This is a genomic window from Novosphingobium mississippiense (assembly GCF_044029535.1).
Classification (GTDB): Bacteria; Pseudomonadota; Alphaproteobacteria; order Sphingomonadales; family Sphingomonadaceae; genus Novosphingobium.
In genome coordinates this window covers 1,072,096-1,091,481 of record NZ_CP147003.1, presented here as the reverse complement: position 1 = coordinate 1,091,481, position 19,386 = coordinate 1,072,096, and the positions used below count along the sequence as shown (strand labels likewise).

Genomic DNA, 19,386 nt, shown 5'->3' with positions numbered 1-19,386 from the left:
CTTATTGTTGGGGCTGCAGCAGCCCTTCCTGGATGACATGAGCGATCATGTGCGCGCGATTGCGGGTCCTGGTCTTCAGGCGCACGTTTTCGACGTGGCGTTCGACCGTGCAGGGCGCAATATTCAATTCGATGGCAGTTTCTTTTGCTGAACGGCCCATCGCTACGTAACGAAGAACGTCCATTTCCCGTGCAGTCAGTTGCACGGCATCATCATTGCCAAATCGGTGCATGAAATTCCCCCATTAATTGATGAGGTCAACTTGGCCTCCTCTGTAGTGTTACCTAGAGGCGGGGGTGAGTCACGCTATATTTTGGGCACGGAATCGGCCGTATGGATTTGTAGCAGGCCATCATTTGGATCGCATGAGCTTGCGATGTTCATCCAAAATTGCCGGTTGCGAGTGCAGGCTGATTCCGGAGAGTTATGTTGACGTTTGCACACAATGCGCAGGACAGCGCTTGCCAGCAGACGGTCGAACGGCAGGGGAGGGAAGGAAAAGTTAGGCCCTGGACTAACAAAAGCCGGTGTCTGGCAAGGGCTTGCGTGGAGCGGCCAACCGTTCCCTGGCAGCGGCGAATCGGGCCTGGCCAAGCACTCGGCCGCCGTTTGGCCGGCCGGCGTCTGCATGCCCTGCGGCCGGCGGGCGCAGGGGGTCGGCAAGTGCCAGTTCCCCTGCCAGCACGGCTGCCTGGGTCCGGTTGCGAACGCCCAACTTCTTGAGAATGGACTTCACCGTTGCCTTCATGGCGGATTCGCTGACGCCCAGATCGCGCGCGATCGCCTTGTTGGGTAGGCCCTGTCCCAGATGGGCAAGCACCCGGCGTTCGCGATCGTTCAGGTTGTAGGCGTCGACCGCGGGGCGTGGGGGCGGGCAACTGGCGATCAACTGCATCTTGTCCAGCAGGTCCACCAGTTCGGGCGGCGCCACCTTCTGGCCCACCGCCACCATCTGCATCATCGCCACCAGCGATTGATAGGGAACGTGGTCAAGGAAGTAGGCATAGGCGCCTGCCGCGTAGATCGCGACCATCTGCGAAAAGTCGAAAGTATCGACCAGGGTAACGATCCGCGCCAGGGGAAAACGCGTGTGCAACGCCGATACCGTGCCAGCGCCATCGATGCCCAGCAGCGAACGGTCGATCACCACGATATGCGCGTCGCTGGATGATTGGGGCAAAGGCTGCGTCAGCGATGCGGGCTGCGTCAGCAATACCGGCTGGGCGGGCGCAAGTTCCGCCAGATTGTCGACGGTTTCGATGATCTCGAACCAGGAATCCGAAAGGATACGGCGCACGCCTTCGCGTACCAGTGCATTGCGTATCGCCAGGGAGACTGCGGTAGCCATCAGGATCGATCGCCTCTGCTTTCCAATGCGCCAGGGAGTGCAGCGCCTCAGACGAGGTGGCCGTATGTACTGCTTCGACAAGCAGTGAGACTTTGAATTTAAGTTCGGCCCACTCTATAATCGTTAACGATTCATCGCAATCGGCGCATGTCTATTTGCGTTCGGCAAATAAGGACTAGAACGTCGATAGTCGACGATCGAATTGCGGCAGAAAAGGCCATTGTCGGTTGGTGCGGCGCATCGAGATACTCACCCTATTCCGTTCAGGATTTGGGGAGGGTGAAATGCGGGATAGAGCAGGGACAAAGAGGCGGGCAAAGAGCGGCGCGCGCCGTTGCTGCCCTTGTGCAGGCGGCCCGATGTCGCGCTGCATGTGCCCTTTCGGGCATTTTTCAATCAAATGGACTTTGCGCGGATCAGCCGGCGCTGCTGTCGTCCTCGTCGCTGGCGGCGGCGATGACGGTTTCGGTCGAACCCGTGTCGGTCGTACCGGCTTCGGCATAGATGAACCCGAAGACCGGGTTGGTGCGGGAACCCAGGCCGCCCGACGGGGCATACCAAACGCGCACTTCGCTCCAGTCGCCAGCGGCCGAGACGTCCTCGGCCAGCGCGCCGCGCTCAATGCGGCCGGGCGAGGACCAGTTGGCATGGTCGAGCAGGATGTGGCGCGAATCCACGATCTTCTCCACCACCGCGACATGGCCCAGCGGCATCGCCTGCGACGGGGCCATGGCCAGCACGGCGCCGATCTTGGGCGCATTGCCACGGGCGTAGATGCCGCGCGCCTTGTCCCACCAGGTCCAGGCATTGCCGTGGATGTCGATGCCCGAATGGTCGCGGGCATAGGGCACGCACTGCAGCGGCGAAGCCAGCGCCTGGGCCGAAAAACCACCGGTCAGGCTGACAGTGGCGGCCAGCGCCAGCAGCGCGCGCCGCACGAACGAGCGCGCCGAAGTATTGGCTGGAGTATTGATCGTGTTGTTCATGCTACCCGAAGATGCTTTGACAAAAGAGACCCACTCGCCGTTGCCGGCGCCACCCACATTTCTTTCACGAAGCCCTCCCGGCGACCCGCTGACGATGTCGTGCGAAGGACATCACGGACAGGAAAGCATTTCCAAACGGTCTGCCCTGTTTCGATCGCAGTTGATCGAAGGGGCCGATTCGTTCGGTGGACCCGGAAAAGCAGTCCGGCCGACGGTTGGCCATCGCCATGCCTTGGATGGAGGCGCAAGCGCGGCGAATGGAGTGGGTGGCGGGAACCAATGTGCGGTTAGGTGCCGTTCAGGTACGCGGCAGGTATTCGCCCCTAGAGGGCGGCCTTGGCCTGCTGCGAAAGGATTCCTGTGGTCGCTATCGGATGCCTGGCGCTAGTCGTCCTGCCGCTGCTGGGGCTTGCTTTCGGCGGATTTCTAGGCGGCGCGGCCGGGGCGCGGTGGGGCGCGTCGATCGGATTTCTTCTGGCGCTCACGCTCTGCGGGGTGAGCGGCTATGCGCTGGTGAAGGCCGCCCGTCGCCACTAGGGCAGTGGATCCGATGCGGTCGGATCAACTGCCCTGGCGAACCTCAAGCGGCAAGCGCAGCAAGATCATTGCGATCTTCAAAGCGCATCGGCAAGCAGGTACTGATGATAGGGGTTGTAGGCCAGAAGGCTGTCAATGCTTTCGGAATCGCGGGCGAATAGGCCCAATTCTCGCACGCGGCCGGTGCCGCTGGTCGTGCGCAGGCGGCGATAGGCATTGAAGCCGGTATGTCGCTTCATGAATTCGATTTCGCGGGCGGCGTTGGATCCGGATTCCCAGAAAAGGAAGTGCGACACATGGCTGTCGATCTTTTTGGCGATCTTCAGCGCGATGTCACCCTTGTCGAGGAAATGGTACAGTACGGTAAGCACAATCGCCACTTCGAATACCTGGTTGCCCAAATCGACGTTTTCTGCGGTATCCTGGCGGAAATCGCACTTGGTATTGAAAAGTTCGTTGAGCATCGAGGCAGTGCTGAAATGGCAATCCTGGGGTTCCACGCCAACCACCTGCGCGCCCATGCGGCTGAAGTGACGGGAAAAATATCCAGCGTTGCAGCCAATATCGAGCACACTTGCCGGCCGAATATAGCCCAGCGTGTCCGCTATGCAGCTGAGGCGGTTGGGGAAGAAATTATCCCGGTGGGCAAAGGGAATGTGAAATTGCGGATGCTCGATAGGAGCATAGGGTTGGCTATAGCCGATCTTGTCTACGTGCTGACGGATTCGTTCGCCAATGGACGGCTCGAATAACGCCGAATAAGACGAATGCGACATGCGCACATTGGCCCAACGTTCGCGACGCGCAATCAAATAGCAGGTACGATGATGGCCGTCCCGCAGGATGAACCGGCCAGTCGATGCATCGTATTCACCTTCCAGAGTAAACGCATCGTCATCAATGCCATTCTCCGCATAGCGTGCATTGAGGTGATTGAAGTAGTCGTAACGTTGGGCAACCTGCTGCGTGGCGCTGTGCGGCAGGGCAATGCCCATCGTGTGATGGATGGTATTCCACCAGCTCTCGTAATAGCTGGCATCAAGCTGCGAAGGCTCGAAGAAGCCTTCGAACAGCCGCATGTGCGATCGCAGGCTGACGATTGGCAGGCCGTCGGTGATATTGTGCTGCTGATGCCATAATTGCGGACGCTCCACATAAGCGTTATGGCCGTGAATAAAGTCGTTGCTTTCGCAGAACAACATTTCGATTGGCACGCGGCAAATGTACTTATCGCCGACATTGTATGGTTTAAGCATTGTGTTTCCCTACAATCCAGGAAATTTCGACGATGGTAACGAGGCTGAATTCTTGTCGATTTGGCTAAGTTTCAGGAAAAGCGCATCGCCAAATCTGTACCGGCGCACCGCAAGATGGAATTTACGTCAACGCCGACAGGGCAATCCGGGCGCGCAATGATGCAATCCGCCCGATGGACGACAGCGAGCCGTCGCCTCGACTATCGGCTCAAGCATGGCGGAGACTTGGAAATTCATCTCTGACAACCTCATCAAATGGAGCGCAGGGAAGGAGCGGTGAAGTGCCTGCGCGCCGCTCGCGTGTTCGCTTGCTTCTGCATTTATAGGAGGGTGGAGGGATAATCGGTCAGCGCCGACGGAAGCCGGCCCCAACGGCGATAAAAAGGGTATGGGGCGGATGGCGTCACTTCTTGGTTTACGGTGCAGACCACTTGCCCTTGGCGGCCGCTTGGCGCATGTCGGCAGTCCCCCCGAACCAAGCCCCTAGGACGCATCGCGCATGGACTACGCACTACTGATCGATGGCAAGCTGGTGCCCGGCGCTTCCACGTTGGAAGTCGTCAATCCCGCTACCGGAGCCCGCCTCACGCTGGCCCCGCGTGCGGATGAAGCACAGGCGGAAGCTGCCATCTCGGCCGCCGAACGGGCATTCCCGAGTTGGGCAGCGCGCAGCTACGCGGACCGGCGCGGGTATCTGGAACGTCTGGCCGCGGCGATGACCGATCGTGCCGAGGATTTTGCCCGCGTGCTGACGCAGGAACAGGGCAAGCCACTGGATCAGGCGCGCGGCGAAGTCGGCGCCGCGATTGCCGCGATTGCCTATTATGCGGAACAGGAATTGACGCCGCGGACCCTTCGGGAAACCGACGATGTGCGGATCGTGGAGCAACGCTATCCGTTAGGCGTGGTCGCGGCGATCACGCCGTGGAACTATCCGCTTCTGCTGCTGGTCGTGAAGATGGCACCCGCGCTGATCACCGGTAACACCGTGATCGCCAAGCCCGCGCCGACCACGCCGCTGACCACGCTGCTGCTGGGCGAGATTGCCGCCGAGATCCTGCCCGCCGGTGTGTTCCAGACGCTGGTGGACCAGAACGATCTGGGCGCCTTGCTGAGCGGGCATCCCAAGGTCGCCCACGTCAGCTTCACGGGTTCGACGCCGACTGGCAAGAAAGTACTGGCCAGCGCTGCCGATACGCTGAAGCGCTTTACGCTGGAACTGGGCGGCAACGATGCTGCGCTGGTGCTGGACGATGCCGACGTCGCCCATGTCGCACCGCGCATCTTTGCGGGCGCGACCACCAATTCCGGGCAGATCTGTCTGGCGATCAAGCGTGTCTATGCCCCGCGCAAGATGGTGGATGCGCTGTGCGACGCGCTGGCGGAGCAGGCGGGCGAGGCCGTTGTGGGCGACGGGCTGGAGCAGGGCACCACGATGGGCCCGATCCAGAACCGCGCCCAGTATGAAAAGGTGCTGGGCTTCATCGCGGAAGCCAAGGGGCAGGGCACGCTGGTGGCCGGTGGTGAGCCGATCGAGGGCGACGGTTATTTCATCGCCCCGACCATCGTGCGCGATCTGCCCGATGATGCCCGCCTGGTGCGGGAAGAGCAGTTCGGGCCGGTGCTGCCGGTGCTGGCCTATGACGATCTGGACGATGCGATTTCGCGCGTGAACGACAGCGACTACGGCCTTGGCGCCACCGTCTGGACGTCCGATGTGGAGCGCGGCATGGCCGTTGCTTCGCGGATCGAAAGCGGCACCGTCTGGGTGAATCGCCATCTGGACCTGCCGTTCGACGTGCCGTTCGGCGGCGCCAAGCAGTCCGGCATCGGCCGGCAGCAGGGGATCGAGGGCATGGAAGACTTCACGCAGCCGCGCGTCGTCAACGTGGCACTTTCCTGAGGGCGCAGGTGCAGGACGAGACCGAAGCGGGCATCGAGCGGAGCTTCCTGCTCTTCTCCTACGGCACCTTGCGCGATCCGGATGTGCAGACGTCGCTGTTCGGCAGGCTGCTCGACGGCGAGGCTGACGCCATTCCGGGCTGGCAGCAACGCATGATCAAGGTCACCGATCCCGATGTCATCGCCAAGAGCGGCACCTGCTGGCATCCGATGGTGGAACGCAGCGAAGATCCGGGCGATGCGGTGGAGGGCACGGTATTCCGGCTGACACAGGCTGATATTGCTAGCGCCGACGCCTACGAAGTGGACTATGTGCGCCGCGAAGTGCGTTTGCGGTCGGGTACCGTCGCGTTCATCTACGGCGACCCCACGGAATGATCGTCCGGCCGAAGCCGGGGCTTTGGGAAGTGGCCTTCGCGGTTCGCGGCTCCATCCTGCCACGGATCGCTGGGCGAATGGCCTCCATCGCGGCGGTCTGCATTCTCGCCATCGTCGCCGCGCATGTGCGGCCGGGGCAGTTCGCACCGATCGGCGCCATTCCTTTCGCGCTGATCGGCATTGCCCTGTCGATCTTCATGAGCTTTCGCAACAACGCCTGCTATGACCGTTGGTGGGAAGGCCGAAAGCTGTGGGGTCGCTGGTCATCGCCTGCCGGTCGCTGGCGCGGCGCGTGGGGACGCTGGACCAGCGCGATCGCGCGTTCGTTCTGCGGGGAATGTGCGGTTTCGCCGCCGGGCTGGCAGAGCGGTTGCGCGAAGGGGACGAAGTCGGCGCCATTGCGGCCCATTGCGGTGAAGGGCCATGGCGCGCTGCGGTCAATCCCTGCGATCGGCTGCTGGCGGAGATCGGGCACCGCTTTCTGGTGCTCGCAGAGGAAGGGCGGATTGGCCCGATCCACCATTCGCTGATCGAGGAGCAGCTCCATCTCCTGGCGCAAGTGCAGGCGGGCTGTGAGCGCATTGCCTTGACCCCGGTGCCTTTCAGCTATTCGCTGCTGTTGCACCGGACGGCTTACATCTTCTGCCTGGTTCTGCCGTTTGCGCTGGCGGGATCGCTGGGCTGGTGGACGCTGCTACCGGTGCTGCTGGTCAGCTACACCTTCTTCGGGCTGGACGCGCTGGGTGACCAGTTGGAGGATCCGTTCGGACTGGAACCCAACGACCTGCCGCTGGCCGCCATGGCGCGGACGGTCGAGCGGGAGATGCTCTGCGCGCTGGCCGAAGGCGATCTGCCTGCGCCCATCGTACCCGTCGGATACGTGCTGAACTGATCCGCATTCAGTATCCGAAGACGCGCTTCACGTCGTTCCGCTTCCACGCCCGGCACCTCGCCTGCGGGCTCGTGCGGCAGCCATTCGGCCATCTGCGGCGCGACGAGTGAAAATTAGCGCGAACCTTCCCTGTATTCAGATCAGACCCCGTAGCCATTCCTCGATCATCGCCCGTCCGGCCTCCACGGCGGCGGGGCCGAGTTCGGTGTGGGCGCGGCGCAGCGAAGCCTCGTCCCCGCCCGCTTCCACCACGGCGCCGGGCCATTGTTCGATCCACGCATCGAAGCGCGGATCCATGCCCATTTCCGCATGGAACTGCAGCGCAAGGATATTGCTGCCGCGCCGGAAGGCCTGATGGTCGTAGACATGGCTGGATGCCAGCAGTTCCACATTGTCGGGCAAGGTGAAGGTATCGCCATGCCAATGCAGCACCGGCACCCCGGCAAGGTGGCGCAGCGGCCCGTCCAGCGCATTGTTTCGCACCGTCACCGCATGAAAGCCCACTTCCTTTGCAGGGCCGGCATAGACGTGCGCCCCCATGGCGGCGGCGATCATCTGCGCGCCGAAGCATACCCCCAGCGTGGGCCGGTCCGCCTCAAGCCGGTGGGCCAGGCGGCGCAACTGGCAGGAAATCCACGGATGGGTGTCCTGCTCGTAGACCCCCATCGGCCCGCCCATCATGATGAGCAGGTCCGGCTCGCACAAGTCGAGCGAGGAGAAGGCCGGATCGGTCACGTCGATCCGATCGACCAGATAACCGTGATCCTCGATGGGTTGGCGGTAGCCGGCAACGCCCTCGTGCGGGACGTGCCGGATGATCAGCGCGTGCTTCTGCGGCATTGTCGGTGGGATGCGCCTTACTGGAATCGCTTCTTTTCGGTGACGTCGATCTGCACGACGCGGCCATCGTGGACGGTCAGTGAGATATTGCCGTAGCGCAGGTTCTGCAATGCCTCGCGCACGGTGGCGATGTTTTCCTCCAGCTGTTTCTCGGACTGGGACGAATTGGCAGTCATCGGGGGGCTCCTTGAATCAGCTTGCGAAAGTCCGCGCGCGGCGGGCCTCTATCCGCACGGTCTGGCCGATGGCGGGGGGGACTTCGTTGGCGTCCACATCGATCTCGATGATCGATGCGCTGGCCGCCAGGCGGCCTTCCACGCGCCATGCGCTGCCCTTGCGGAACACGTTGGCGACTTCGATCGCCTCGCCGCCCTCGGCAACGATGGCGATATCATGCGGACGCACGTGGCGGCCGTCGGGCAGGCGGTTGGTCTCACCCACGAAGTGCGAGACGAAGGCCGTGGCCGGCTCCATGTAGACCTGTTCGGGCGTGCCGACCTGATCGATGCGGCCATGGTCCATCACCACCACCCGGTCGGCCAGTTCCAGCGCCTCTTCCTGGTCGTGCGTCACGAAGATGGAAGTCAGCCCCATCTGCTTGTGCAGATCGCGCAGCCAGCGGCGCAGGTCCTTGCGGACCTTGGCGTCCAGCGCGCCGAAGGGTTCGTCCAGCAGCAGCAGGCTGGGCTCGATGGCCAGGGCGCGGGCGAGCGCCACGCGCTGGCGCTGACCGCCCGAAAGCTGGCCGGGGTAGCGCCCGCCAAGGCCCTCAAGCTGGACGATGCGCAGCAGTTCCTCTGCCCGGTCGCGGATTTCGGCTTTCTTCGGCCGGTGCTTCGCCTTGCGCACGTTCAGGCCGAAGGCCACGTTGTCGGCCACGGTCATGTGCTTGAACAGCGCATATTGCTGGAATACGAAGCCGACGTTGCGCTTGCCGACCGGGATGTGAGACACATCCTCGCCGTCGAAGTAGACGTGCCCTTCGTCCTGGAATTCCAGGCCTGCGATGATGCGCAGCAGGGTGGTCTTGCCGGAACCCGAGGGGCCGAGCAGGGCGATGAATTCGCCCGGCTGGATCTCAAGGTCGATGCCGTGGAGCGCGGCGTAGTCGCCAAAGCGCTTGGTGATGTTCTCGACGCGGATCAATGCTTTGCTCCCGAGTGAAGGTCGAAGCGCCATTCGAGCACGCTCTTGAGGACGAGCGTGACGAGGGCGAGGGCGGCCAGCAGCGAGGCGACCGCGAAGGCTCCGATGAAATCGTATTCGTTGTAGAGGATCTCGACATGTAGCGGCATGGTGTTGGTCTCGCCCCGGATATGGCCGGAGACGACCGAAACCGCGCCGAATTCGCCCATGGCGCGCGCGTTGCACAGCAGCACGCCGTAGAGCAGGCCCCAGCGGATGTTCGGCAGGGTGACGTGCCAGAATGTCTGCCATCCGTTCGCGCCAAGCGAGACGGCGGCTTCCTCGTCATCCTTGCCCTGTTCCATCATCAGCGGGATCAGTTCGCGGGCAACGAAGGGGAAAGTGATGAACACGGTGGCCAGGATGATGCCGGGCACCGCGAAGATGATCTTCAGGCCGTGGTCCGCCAGCCATGGCCCCAGCAGGCCCTGTGCGCCGAACAGCAGCACGAAGATCAGGCCCGAGACGACCGGCGAGACCGAGAACGGCAGGTCGATCAGCGTCAACAGCAGGTTCTTGCCGGGGAAGCTGAACTTGGTGATCGCCCAACTGGCGGCAAGGCCGAAGATGACGTTCAGCGGCACGCTGATCGCGGCGATGAACAGCGTCAGCCGGATGGCGGCCAGCGCGTCGGGATTGACCACGGCTTCCAGGAATGGCTCCAGCCCCTGTTTCAGCGCCTCGCTGAACACGGCGACCAGCGGTAGGACAAGGAAGAAAGCCAGGAAGGCGAGCGCTAGGCCGATCAGCACGATTTGCGTGGAACGGCGTTCGGTGCCGGGAGAAATGTGCCTCATGCGCCAAGCCTCCTGCGACGGGCGGACTGCAGGGCGTTCAGCACGAACAGCACCGCGAAGGAGATCAGCATCATCACCATGGCAATCGCGGTGGCGCCGTCATAGGCGTATTGCTCAAGCTGGGTGACGATCAGCAGCGGGGCGATCTCGGTCTTGCCGGGCATGTTGCCGGAAATGAAGATCACCGATCCGTATTCCCCCACGCCGCGTGCGAAGGCCAGCGCCGCGCCGGTGAACAGGGCGGGCATGATCGCGGGGAAGATCACGCGGAAGAAGGTCTGGAAACGGTTTGCGCCCAGCGTGGCCGCGGCCTCCTCCACATCCTTGCCCAGATCGGCCAGCACCGGTTCGACCGAGCGGACCACGAAAGGCAGGCCGATGAAGACCAGCGCGATGGTGATGCCCAGCGCCGTGAAGGCAACCTTGATGCCCAGCGGGTCAAGGAACTGGCCCACCCAGCCCGAAGGTGCGTAGAGCGAGGTGAGGGCGATGCCCGCAACCGCCGTCGGCAGTGCGAAGGGCAGGTCCACCAGCGCGCTGACCACGCGCTTTCCGGGAAATTCGTAGCGGACCAGCGTCCAGGCGACCAGCAGGCCGAACACCGCATTGACCAGCGCCGCTGCCGCCGCCGTGCCGAAGCTGAGGCGATAGGCCGCCATGGCGCGGGCGGAAAAGCCCACTTCCACGAAAGCGTGCCAGCCCATGCCTGCCGATTTCAGGAACAGGGTGGAGAGCGGGATCAGCACGATCAGCGACAGCCAGGCCAGGCTGAACCCGAAGGTCAACCCGAAGCCCGGCAGTACCGAGGGTTCGCGCCAGCGCGATTTGCGCTTTGCGTTTGAAGACATCTGCAGTGGCCTGCTCGATTGGGGGCGCCCCGAAGGGCGCCGGTTCACTTCTTGGTGTAGATCCGGTCGAACGCGCCCCCGTCGTCGAAGTACGCTTTCTGAGCCTTGGTCCATCCGCCGAAGTCCTTGTCGATGGTCACCAGATTGACCTTGGGGAACTGGCCGGCGAACTGCGCGGCAATCTTGGGGTCGCTGGGGCGGTAGAAGTTGCGGGCGATCGCGACTTGCGCCTCGGGCGTGTAGAGATACTCAAGGTAGGCCTTGGACACTTCCTCGGTACCGTGCTTCTTCGCGTTCGCCGCGATCACCGCCACCGGCGGTTCGGCCAGGATCGAGACCGAAGGCACAACAATCTCGAACTTGCCCGCGCCCAGCTTCTTTTCAGCCAGCAGCGCCTCATTCTCCCAGGCCAGCAGCACGTCGCCGATGCCGCGCTCGACGAAGGTGGTGGTCGATCCGCGTGCACCGCTGTCCAGCACTGGAACGTGCGAGAACAACTGCTTCACATAAGCTTCGCCGGCCGCTTCCGAACCACCGCCCGCCTTGCGGCCATAGGCCCAGGCCGCCAGGAAGTTCCAGCGGGCGCCGCCGCTGGTCTTGGGGTTCGGGGTGATCACTTCCACGCCGGGCTTCACCAGGTCGCCCCAGTCGCGAATGCCCTTGGGATTGCCCTTGCGGACCAGGAAGACGATCGTCGAGGTATAGGGGGAGCTGTTGTCGGGCAGTGCCTTCTGCCAGTCCGCCGGAAGCAGTTTGGCCTTGGTGGAGATCACGTCGATGTCATAGGCCAGCGCCAGCGTGGCGACATCGGCATCCAGCCCGTCGATGATCGCGCGGCTCTGCTTGCCGGAACCGCCGTGGCTCATCCGGAAGGTCACATCCTGCCCGGTCTTCTTCTTCCAGTACGCCGCGAAAGCCGGGTTGATGGCCTGATAGAGTTCGCGAGTCGGATCGTAGGAGACGTTGGTAAGCTGCACGCTGTTCCCGGCCTTGCTGCCGCCGCCCGAACATCCCGCGATCGACGCGGTGAGTGCGGTGGCGGCAGCCACGGCCAGAAACATGCGGCGATGGAATTTCGGCGTATTCATCGTGACACGTCTCCCGTTCAATGACGTCTGCCTAATCTCAATTGATTTGGTTGACATTAAAGTTCTTGTTGCAGGGATACAAGCAGGGTTTTGGAGGCATGGCATCGCCCATGCGGGGGAGGCAGCGGCTCAGGCGCGGCGGGCTGGTCGGATTTCCGGACGCACGGCGGCACCGGCCCGATTTTCCGCCATTTCGCCCGTCATTTCAACTGACAACGGCCGTCATCCCGGCGAACCGCACACAAGCGAGGTCGGTCCCGGGCGATCGGGATCGCCGGGAGGATGGATCCGAAAATGATGGAAAACCCGCGCGCAGACGGGGTTTCGCGGGTCAGTCGGTACGGGCCTGCTGGATCAGGTGATAGGCCTTGCCCATCAAGTTCGTCACTTCCTCTGCGCCTAACACGTATTGCGGCTCGTACGTCAGGCCCTGCTGGGCAGTGCGCTTCCAGAGATCGACGTAGAGCCCCTTGCCAGGACCGAAGACCAGATCGACATGGCGCGAAAGCCGCGCCGGCCCTTCCGCCGAATAGGCGATGCGGAAGATGGAGATATCGACGATGTAGGGGCCGACCATCACCCACACGTGGCCATTCCAGGCCTGCTCCGGTTCACCGAACACCGCCGCGCCGTCGAACAGTTGCCGATCGCCGAACACCGGCACGCCTTCGACCGAGAGCGTACCCGCGACGACCTGTACCGGCGCGTTCAGGCGGCTTTCCAGATGCACTGCCAGTGCCGCGCTCATCATCGCGCTAGAGTCGGGAACGGGCGGAAACACCGTCAGCAGGTCGACCGCGCACTTCGAAAGGGTAGCGCGGTCGGCGTCCGTCATCTCATAGGACTTGAACGCCTTGGCTGCCGGCCAGCCATGCTGCGCGGCGATGTGCTTTCCCAGTTGGGCGAGGTCTTTGGCAATCGACATGGCCGGCCCTTAGCGCCATGCCTACGCGCAGGCCAGACCCGTGGTGCCGCAAACGTCCGCGATGCCGAGGTTCTGCGTGCCTGTCGCCGCGAAACCTTATGAAAACTTTACGCATCCGGGCAAATCTCCCCCTCGAATTTTAACGGGGGCAGCTCTTACTGGAGCCCCTGCAGACGAATCCATCGCGACTTTCACGTCGATGGGTCTGCGGGAGCATTCACGATGCAGGACATCCTCTGGATTGGCCTCTTCCTTACCTTGCTGGCGGCGAGCCTTGGCTACGCGGCGCTGTGCGACCGCGCGTGAGGAGCAGGCAATCATGACTATCGATCTGTGGCTGGGCGCGGTGACCGCGCTTGGCCTTCTTGTCTATCTGGTCGCCGTGCTCGCGCGGCCCGAACGCTTCTAGGAGGCGGGATCCCATGACTATTCAGGGATGGCTGCTGATCGCAGCCTTCGTCGGCATCCTGCTGGCGCTCACCAAGCCCGTGGGGCTCTGGCTTTTTGCACTATACGAAGGACGGCGGACGCCGCTTCACGCCGTGCTTGGCCCGGTGGAGCGGGGGTTCTATCGCTTGTCCGGGATCGATCCGGAGGAAGATCAGAGCTGGCGCCGCTACGCGGTGCACATGCTGATATTCAACGCCGTGCTTTTGACGCTCACGTATGTCGTGCTGCGCGCGCAGGCCGTGCTGCCGCTGAACCCACTGGGCTTTGCCGGCGTTGGCGAGCATCTGGCCTTCAACACCGCCATCAGCTTCACCACCAACACCAACTGGCAGAGCTATGCCGGGGAATCGACGATGTCCAACCTCAGCCAGATGCTGGGGCTGACCATTCACAACTTCCTCTCGGCCGCGACTGGGATTGCGCTGGCCTTCGCGCTGTTTCGCGGTTTCGCGCGCCGTAACGCCAAAGGCATCGGCAATTTCTGGGCGGATATGACGCGGGTGACACTTTACCTGCTGCTGCCGCTCTGCGTGGTGCTGGCGCTGTTCTACATCGCCAGCGGCGTGCCGCAGACCCTGACCGGATCGGTGGACGTGTCGACGCTGGAAGGCGTGAAGCAGACGCTGGCGTTGGGCCCGGTGGCTTCGCAAGAAGCGATCAAGATGCTGGGCACCAATGGCGGCGGCTTCTTCAACGCCAATTCCGCCCATCCGTTCGAGAACCCGACCGCGCTGACCAATCTGGTGCAGATGCTGTCGATCTTCACGATCGGCTTCGGCCTCACCTACACTTTCGGCAAGGCGGTGGGCAACACGCGGCAGGGCTGGGCGATCCTGGCGGCGATGACGGCGCTGTTCCTGATGGGCACCACGGTGACGTACTGGCAGGAAGCGGCCGGCAATCCGGTGCTGCATCACCTTGGCGTCGCCGGCGGCAATATGGAGGGCAAGGAAGTCCGTTTCGGCATTGCCGCATCCTCGCTATTCTCTGTCGTCACCACGGCTGCTTCATGCGGTGCGGTCAACGCCATGCATGACAGCTTCACCGCGCTGGGCGGGCTGATCCCGCTGTTCAACATCCAGTTGGGCGAAGTGGTGGTCGGCGGCGTGGGCGCGGGTATCTACGGCTTCCTGCTGTTCGCCATCCTCGCCGTCTTCGTGGCGGGCCTGATGGTGGGACGCACGCCCGAATACGTGGGCAAGAAGATAGAGAGCCGGGAGGTGAAGCTCTCCGTGCTGGCCATCGCCGTGCTGCCGCTGGTGATCCTGGGCTTTACCGCGATCGCGTCGGTGGTTCCGGCCGGACTTGCCGGGCCGCTGAACAAGGGGCCGCACGGGTTCTCCGAGATCCTCTATGCCTTCACCTCGGCCGTGGGCAACAACGGTTCCGCCTTTGCCGGCCTGACTGCCAATACCCCGTTCTACGATGGCATGCTGGGCGTGGCGATGTGGATCGGCCGCTTCTTCATCATCATTCCGATGCTGGCCGTGGCAGGCAGCCTGGCCGCCAAGAAGCACACGCCGGAAACGGCGGGCAGCTTCCCCACCACGGGGCCGCTCTGGACCGGCCTGCTGATCGGCATCGTGCTGATCGTCGGCGGCCTGACCTTCCTGCCCAGCCTTGCGCTTGGTCCCATAGCCGATCATCTCGCGATGATCCGTGGCCAGCTTTTCTAAGGATCACCCCATGGCCCGGTCCTCAAAGACTTCCGAAAACAAATCCCTGTTCACGGCTGACCTGATTGCTCCGGCGATCGGCGATGCCTTCCGCAAACTCAACCCCAGGGAACTGATCCGCAACCCGGTGATGTTCACCACTGCCGTGGTGGCGACGCTACTGACCGTGCTGCTGATCGTCGGCCACGACGGTCTTGCCGCCGGTTTCAAGATCCAGCTCGTGCTGTGGCTCTGGCTGACGGTGCTGTTCGGCACTTTTGCCGAGGCATTGGCCGAAGGGCGCGGCAAGGCGCAGGCCGCCTCGCTGCGCGCCACCAAGGCGGAACTGACCGCCAAGCGCCTGAAGGGTGACGGTTCGCGTTTCGACAGCGTGCCCGCCAGCCAGCTGAAGAAGGGCGATGTCGTCTTGGTGCAGACCGGCGACCTGATCCCCTCGGACGGTGAAGTGATCCAAGGCGTCGCCTCCGTCAACGAAGCCGCGATTACCGGGGAATCCGCGCCGGTGATCCGCGAGGCGGGCGGTGACCGCTCGGCCGTGACGGCCGGCACTCGCATCATCTCGGACGAGATCCGCGTGCGCGTCACCGTCAATCCCGGGCAGGGCTTCCTTGATCGCATGATCGCGCTGGTCGAAGGGGCGGAGCGTCAGAAGACGCCGAACGAGATCGCACTCACCATCCTGCTGGTCGGACTGACGATCATCTTCCTGATCGCGGTGGGCACGATCCCGGGTTTTGCCAGCTATGCGGGTGGCAGCATCCCCGTCTCTATCCTGGCGGCACTTCTGATCACCCTGATCCCCACCACGATCGCCGCGCTGCTCTCGGCCATCGGCATTGCCGGCATGGACCGTCTGGTGCGCTTCAACGTGCTCGCCAAGTCGGGACGCGCGGTGGAGGCGGCGGGCGACATCGACGTGCTGCTGCTGGACAAGACCGGCACGATCACCATCGGCGATCGTCAGGCCACCGAGTTCCGCCCGGTCGGCGGGGCAAGCGTGAGCGAACTGGCCGAAGCGGCGCTGCTGGCCAGCCTTGCCGACGAGACGCCGGAGGGCCGTTCCATCGTCGTGCTGGCGCGGGAGAAGTTCGGGTTCAGCGGCACCACACTGCCGGAAGGGACCGAGATCATCCCGTTCACCGCGCAGACCCGCATCTCCGGCGTCGATACCGGCGGCCGCGTGATCCAGAAAGGCGCGGTGCAGGCGATCCTGCGGGCAAACCCGGATGCGGGCAGCACCGCAGCCGCTACCGAACTGCGCCGGATTACCGACGAGATCGGCCGCGCCGGCGGCACCCCGCTTGCCGTTGCCGCCGATGGCCGCCTGCTGGGCGCGATCTTCCTGAAGGACATCGTCAAGGCAGGCATTCGTGAGCGTTTCGGCGAACTGCGCACCATGGGCATCCGCACGGTGATGATCACCGGCGACAACCCGCTGACCGCCGCCTCCATCGCGGCCGAGGCAGGCGTGGACGACTTCCTTGCCGAAGCCACGCCGGAGGACAAGCTGGCGCTGATCCGCAAGGAACAGCAGGGCGGCCGCCTTGTCGCCATGTGCGGTGACGGTACCAACGACGCTCCTGCCCTTGCGCAGGCGGATGTGGGCGTTGCCATGAACACCGGCACGCAGGCCGCGCGCGAGGCGGGCAACATGGTCGATCTCGATAGCGATCCGACCAAGTTGATCGAGGTTGTTGGCCTCGGCAAGCAGCTGCTGATGACGCGCGGCGCGCTGACCACGTTCTCGGTCGCCAATGACGTTGCCAAGTACTTCGCGATCATCCCGGCCATGTTCATCGTGCTCTATCCGGGGCTGGCGGTACTCAACGTGATGCATCTGGGCACGCCGCAGAGCGCGATCCTTTCGGCGATCATCTTCAACGCGCTGATCATCCCCTGCCTGGTGCCGCTGGCGCTGAAGGGCGTGAAGTACAAGCCGATGGCGGCAGGGCCGCTGCTGGCGCGCAACCTTGCGGTCTATGGCCTTGGCGGCATCGTCGCGCCGTTCATCGGCATCAAGCTTATCGACCTGGCCGTCAACGGCCTAGGCCTCGCCTGAGGAGGCGGACAATGACCAAGGACATACTCACATCGCTGCGACCGGCCATCGTCATGACGGTGCTGTTCGCGATCCTGCTGGGCATCGCCTATCCGCTGGCGCTGACGGGCATCGGGCAGGCCATTTTCCCCAGCCAGGCCAACGGCAGTCTGGTGCGGGAGAATGGCCAGAAAAATGGGCGGGTGATCGGCTCCACCGTGATCGGGCAGGCCTTCACGTCGGACCGCTATTTCCAGACGCGGCCTTCCGCCGCCGGCAAGGGTTATGACGGGCTGGCCTCTTCGGGATCCAACTACGGCCCCACCTCGCAGGCGCTGGTTGATCGGGTCAAGCCGCAAGTTGCCGCGATGAAGGCGGCGGAGCCTGCCAAGGCGGTTCCGGCCGATCTGGTCACCGCATCGGGTTCGGGCCTCGATCCCGACATCACGCCCGAGGCGGCCTACTATCAGGTCGATCGTGTCGCCCGCGTGCGCGGCATCGATCCGGCTACGCTCCGCCATCTGGTGGACGAAAGCGTCGAGCAGCCCCTGCTGGGCATTCTGGGCGAGCCCCGCGTCAATGTCTTTGAACTCAATCGCCGGTTGGATGCACTTTCCGGCAAGCCCAAGGCCTGACGAAAACTGCCGGGCCGGTCCGTTACACCAACGGGCTGGCCCAAGGCCTGACGAAAACTGCCGGGCCGGTCCATTACACCAACGGCCTGGCCCAAGGTCTGACGAAAACTTCCGGGTCGGCCCGTTACACCAACGGGCTGGCCCAAGGTCTGACGAAAACTGCCGGGTCAGCCCGTTACACCAACGGGCTGGCCCGGCCTCCGCGATGGTGCAGCATCGCTTCGGTGACTTCCAACGCGCGCCGTAGCCGCTGGTGATCGACGCTGCCGCCGATCGACAGCCGCACGGCGTGCTCCTGCACGGCGGGATCGACGCGGAACTGCTCGCTCGACACGGCCGAGACGCCCAGGGCACGCATTGCGCTGACCAGTTCGAACGCGCGCGTCTCGCCCTCCAGCGGTATCCAAAGATGATAGCCCGCCGGCGCGGCGCGATAGGAGCCTGCCGGCAACACGTCCCGCACGATGGCCTGTCGGGTCAGGCATTCCGCCCGCACTTCGTCCACCAGTTCCGCCCATGTCCCCTCGTTCAGCCAGCGCGCGCAGGCGGCAAGGTTCAACGGTGGCGGCATGACCGTGGTCTCGTGCGTATCCGTCGCCAGTCGCAGCGCGTCCCGCAGCAGCGGCGCCCGCAAATAGGCGATGCGCAGCGCGGGGGAGATCAGCTTGGACAGGCTGGCGACGTGCCATGTCCGCTCCGGCGCCATCGCGGCCAGTGGGGGAATTTCGGTTTCCGCCAGGCGCGAATAGGGATCGTCCTCGATGATCAGGACATCGTGCCGGCGAGCGATGTCCACGATCCTTTCCCGGCGTTCGCGGTCCAGCGTCGCGGTGGTGGGATTGTCGTTGTCCGGAACGATGTAGACGGCGCGGATCGTGCCGAGGCTGCAAGCCTGCTCCAGCGCATCGGGATCGATCCCGGAACGGTCCGCCGCAATGGGGATCAGCTTGATACCCAGCCGGCGACAGATCGCGGTCCAGCCCGGATAGACGAAGGGGCCGGTGCAGACGGCATCGCCGCGTTCCAGGATGGAACTTGCGATCGCGTGCAGCGCGGTCTGTGCGCCGCTGGTGACGACCACATTGTCCTCGTCCGCCGCGATGCCTTGTGCCGAAAGCCATTGTGCACCGGCCAGCCGGTCTTCCGGGGCGCCACCGGCAGGCTGGTATTGCAGCCGGTTCGCGGCCGAAGGACCTTCGAGTACCGTCTGGAGCGTTGCGGCGAAGCGAGCGGAAAATGTCCCGTCGGCCGGGATCGGCGGCAGGTTCATTCCGGTGTCGAAAGGTGGCACTTGCGCCGTCGCCTTGCGCGGCAATCCCCGAACGAAGCTGCCGCGTCGCCCTTCCGCGTCGATCAGGCCCTGCCGTCGGGCTTCCGCATAGGCGCGCGTCACGGTGCCGGTGTCGATGCCCAGCGCTTCGGCCAGTTCGCGCTGCGGGGGAAGGCGATCGCCGGGGTTCAGGCGTCCCTCATCAAGATCGCGCCCGATCGCCGCGCATATGGCGAGATAGACTGGGCCATGTGCCTGTCCGATATCCGGCAGCCAGCTTTGCGACGTGGTTTGCATTGACTTTGTATGCATACAAAACCCATATAACGCAAGAC

Annotated in this window: 19 protein-coding genes and 1 pseudogene; 8 read left to right on the top strand and 12 right to left on the bottom strand. The window is 63.6% G+C overall.

Going from position 1 to position 19,386, the window contains the following annotated elements; translation table 11 throughout:
* Position 1: 1 nt before the first annotated feature.
* The 3 genes from WBP06_RS23365 to WBP06_RS23355 all read right to left on the bottom strand — a co-directional run bounded on the left by WBP06_RS23365 (position 2) and on the right by WBP06_RS23355 (position 2,334).
* On the bottom strand, positions 2–232 hold the full coding sequence (locus WBP06_RS23365; RefSeq protein ID WP_395334420.1) for a response regulator transcription factor: 231 nt from the start codon (positions 230–232) through the stop codon (positions 2–4).
* A gap of 282 nt (positions 233–514) precedes the next feature.
* A complete protein-coding gene (locus tag WBP06_RS23360) occupies positions 515–1,348 on the bottom strand; it encodes a LuxR C-terminal-related transcriptional regulator (RefSeq protein ID WP_395334418.1) in 834 nt (277 codons plus the stop codon).
* 416 nt (positions 1,349–1,764) lie between these two features.
* Positions 1,765–2,334: a CHAP domain-containing protein gene (locus WBP06_RS23355; protein WP_395334416.1), complete on the bottom strand. Its 570-nt coding sequence runs from the start codon at positions 2,332–2,334 to the stop codon at positions 1,765–1,767.
* 360 nt (positions 2,335–2,694) lie between these two features.
* Here WBP06_RS23355 and WBP06_RS23350 point away from each other — a divergent pair, with 360 nt between their 5' ends.
* Positions 2,695–2,871, top strand: coding sequence for a hypothetical protein (locus WBP06_RS23350; protein ID WP_395334414.1), 177 nt, complete (start codon positions 2,695–2,697; stop codon positions 2,869–2,871).
* A 77-nt stretch (positions 2,872–2,948) separates the two neighbouring features.
* Here WBP06_RS23350 and WBP06_RS23345 read toward each other — a convergent pair whose 3' ends face one another.
* A complete protein-coding gene (locus tag WBP06_RS23345) occupies positions 2,949–4,127 on the bottom strand; it encodes a class I SAM-dependent methyltransferase (protein ID WP_395334413.1) in 1,179 nt (392 codons plus the stop codon).
* Positions 4,128–4,626: 499 nt separating this feature from the next.
* Between WBP06_RS23345 and WBP06_RS23340 the strand changes: the two genes are divergently transcribed.
* The 3 genes and pseudogenes from WBP06_RS23340 to WBP06_RS23330 all read left to right on the top strand — a co-directional run bounded on the left by WBP06_RS23340 (position 4,627) and on the right by WBP06_RS23330 (position 7,299).
* On the top strand, positions 4,627–6,030 hold the full coding sequence (locus WBP06_RS23340) for an aldehyde dehydrogenase family protein (RefSeq protein WP_395334410.1): 1,404 nt from the start codon (positions 4,627–4,629) through the stop codon (positions 6,028–6,030).
* Positions 6,031–6,038: 8 nt separating this feature from the next.
* Positions 6,039–6,407 carry a gamma-glutamylcyclotransferase family protein gene (locus WBP06_RS23335; RefSeq protein WP_395334407.1) on the top strand — a complete coding sequence of 123 codons (369 nt, stop codon included), beginning with the start codon at positions 6,039–6,041 and terminating at the stop codon, positions 6,405–6,407.
* Positions 6,404–7,299: pseudogene (locus WBP06_RS23330) on the top strand (bestrophin family protein). Before WBP06_RS23335 ends, WBP06_RS23330 begins: the two are co-directional and overlap by 4 nt.
* A 135-nt stretch (positions 7,300–7,434) precedes the next feature.
* Here the strand turns inward: WBP06_RS23330 and WBP06_RS23325 are convergent.
* The 7 genes from WBP06_RS23325 to WBP06_RS23295 all read right to left on the bottom strand — a co-directional run bounded on the left by WBP06_RS23325 (position 7,435) and on the right by WBP06_RS23295 (position 12,982).
* Complete coding sequence (locus tag WBP06_RS23325) at positions 7,435–8,139, bottom strand: glutamine amidotransferase (protein ID WP_395334405.1); 705 nt, start codon at positions 8,137–8,139, stop codon at positions 7,435–7,437.
* Between the two features lie 17 nt (positions 8,140–8,156).
* A complete protein-coding gene (locus WBP06_RS23320) occupies positions 8,157–8,315 on the bottom strand; it encodes a YezD family protein (protein WP_395334403.1) in 159 nt (52 codons plus the stop codon).
* A gap of 16 nt (positions 8,316–8,331) precedes the next feature.
* On the bottom strand, positions 8,332–9,285 hold the full coding sequence (locus WBP06_RS23315; RefSeq protein WP_395334401.1) for a sulfate/molybdate ABC transporter ATP-binding protein: 954 nt from the start codon (positions 9,283–9,285) through the stop codon (positions 8,332–8,334).
* A complete protein-coding gene (gene cysW / locus WBP06_RS23310; protein ID WP_395334399.1) occupies positions 9,282–10,121 on the bottom strand; it encodes a sulfate ABC transporter permease subunit CysW in 840 nt (279 codons plus the stop codon). The genes WBP06_RS23315 and cysW overlap by 4 nt, the downstream gene beginning before the upstream one ends.
* Entirely contained in the window at positions 10,118–10,969 is an 852-nt protein-coding gene (gene cysT, locus WBP06_RS23305; RefSeq protein WP_395334397.1) for a sulfate ABC transporter permease subunit CysT, read from the bottom strand. The genes cysW and cysT overlap by 4 nt, the downstream gene beginning before the upstream one ends.
* A gap of 44 nt (positions 10,970–11,013) precedes the next feature.
* Positions 11,014–12,030, bottom strand: a complete 1,017-nt coding sequence (locus WBP06_RS23300; RefSeq protein ID WP_395337566.1) for a sulfate ABC transporter substrate-binding protein — start codon at positions 12,028–12,030, stop codon at positions 11,014–11,016.
* Between the two features lie 358 nt (positions 12,031–12,388).
* Positions 12,389–12,982 (bottom strand): hypothetical protein, encoded by a 594-nt coding sequence (locus tag WBP06_RS23295; protein WP_395334395.1) that lies wholly within the window; start codon positions 12,980–12,982, stop codon positions 12,389–12,391.
* Between the two features lie 319 nt (positions 12,983–13,301).
* On the opposite strand from WBP06_RS23295, the gene kdpF reads away from it, so the two are divergent.
* Genes kdpF through kdpC form a run of 4 tightly spaced genes read left to right on the top strand, consistent with a single transcriptional unit; the run spans position 13,302 to position 17,781 of the window.
* The gene (gene kdpF, locus WBP06_RS23290) at positions 13,302–13,391 is read left to right on the top strand and encodes a K(+)-transporting ATPase subunit F (RefSeq protein WP_395334393.1); all 90 of its coding nucleotides are present in this window, start codon (positions 13,302–13,304) and stop codon (positions 13,389–13,391) included.
* 13 nt (positions 13,392–13,404) lie between these two features.
* Positions 13,405–15,108: a potassium-transporting ATPase subunit KdpA gene (kdpA, locus tag WBP06_RS23285; RefSeq protein WP_395334391.1), complete on the top strand. Its 1,704-nt coding sequence runs from the start codon at positions 13,405–13,407 to the stop codon at positions 15,106–15,108.
* 10 nt (positions 15,109–15,118) lie between these two features.
* Positions 15,119–17,167 (top strand): potassium-transporting ATPase subunit KdpB, encoded by a 2,049-nt coding sequence (gene kdpB / locus WBP06_RS23280; RefSeq protein ID WP_395337511.1) that lies wholly within the window; start codon positions 15,119–15,121, stop codon positions 17,165–17,167.
* A gap of 11 nt (positions 17,168–17,178) precedes the next feature.
* Positions 17,179–17,781, top strand: a complete 603-nt coding sequence (gene kdpC / locus WBP06_RS23275; protein ID WP_395337510.1) for a potassium-transporting ATPase subunit KdpC — start codon at positions 17,179–17,181, stop codon at positions 17,779–17,781.
* Positions 17,782–17,956: 175 nt separating this feature from the next.
* Here kdpC and WBP06_RS23270 read toward each other — a convergent pair whose 3' ends face one another.
* A complete protein-coding gene (locus WBP06_RS23270; RefSeq protein WP_395337509.1) occupies positions 17,957–19,348 on the bottom strand; it encodes a PLP-dependent aminotransferase family protein in 1,392 nt (463 codons plus the stop codon).
* Positions 19,349–19,386 lie beyond the last annotated feature (38 nt).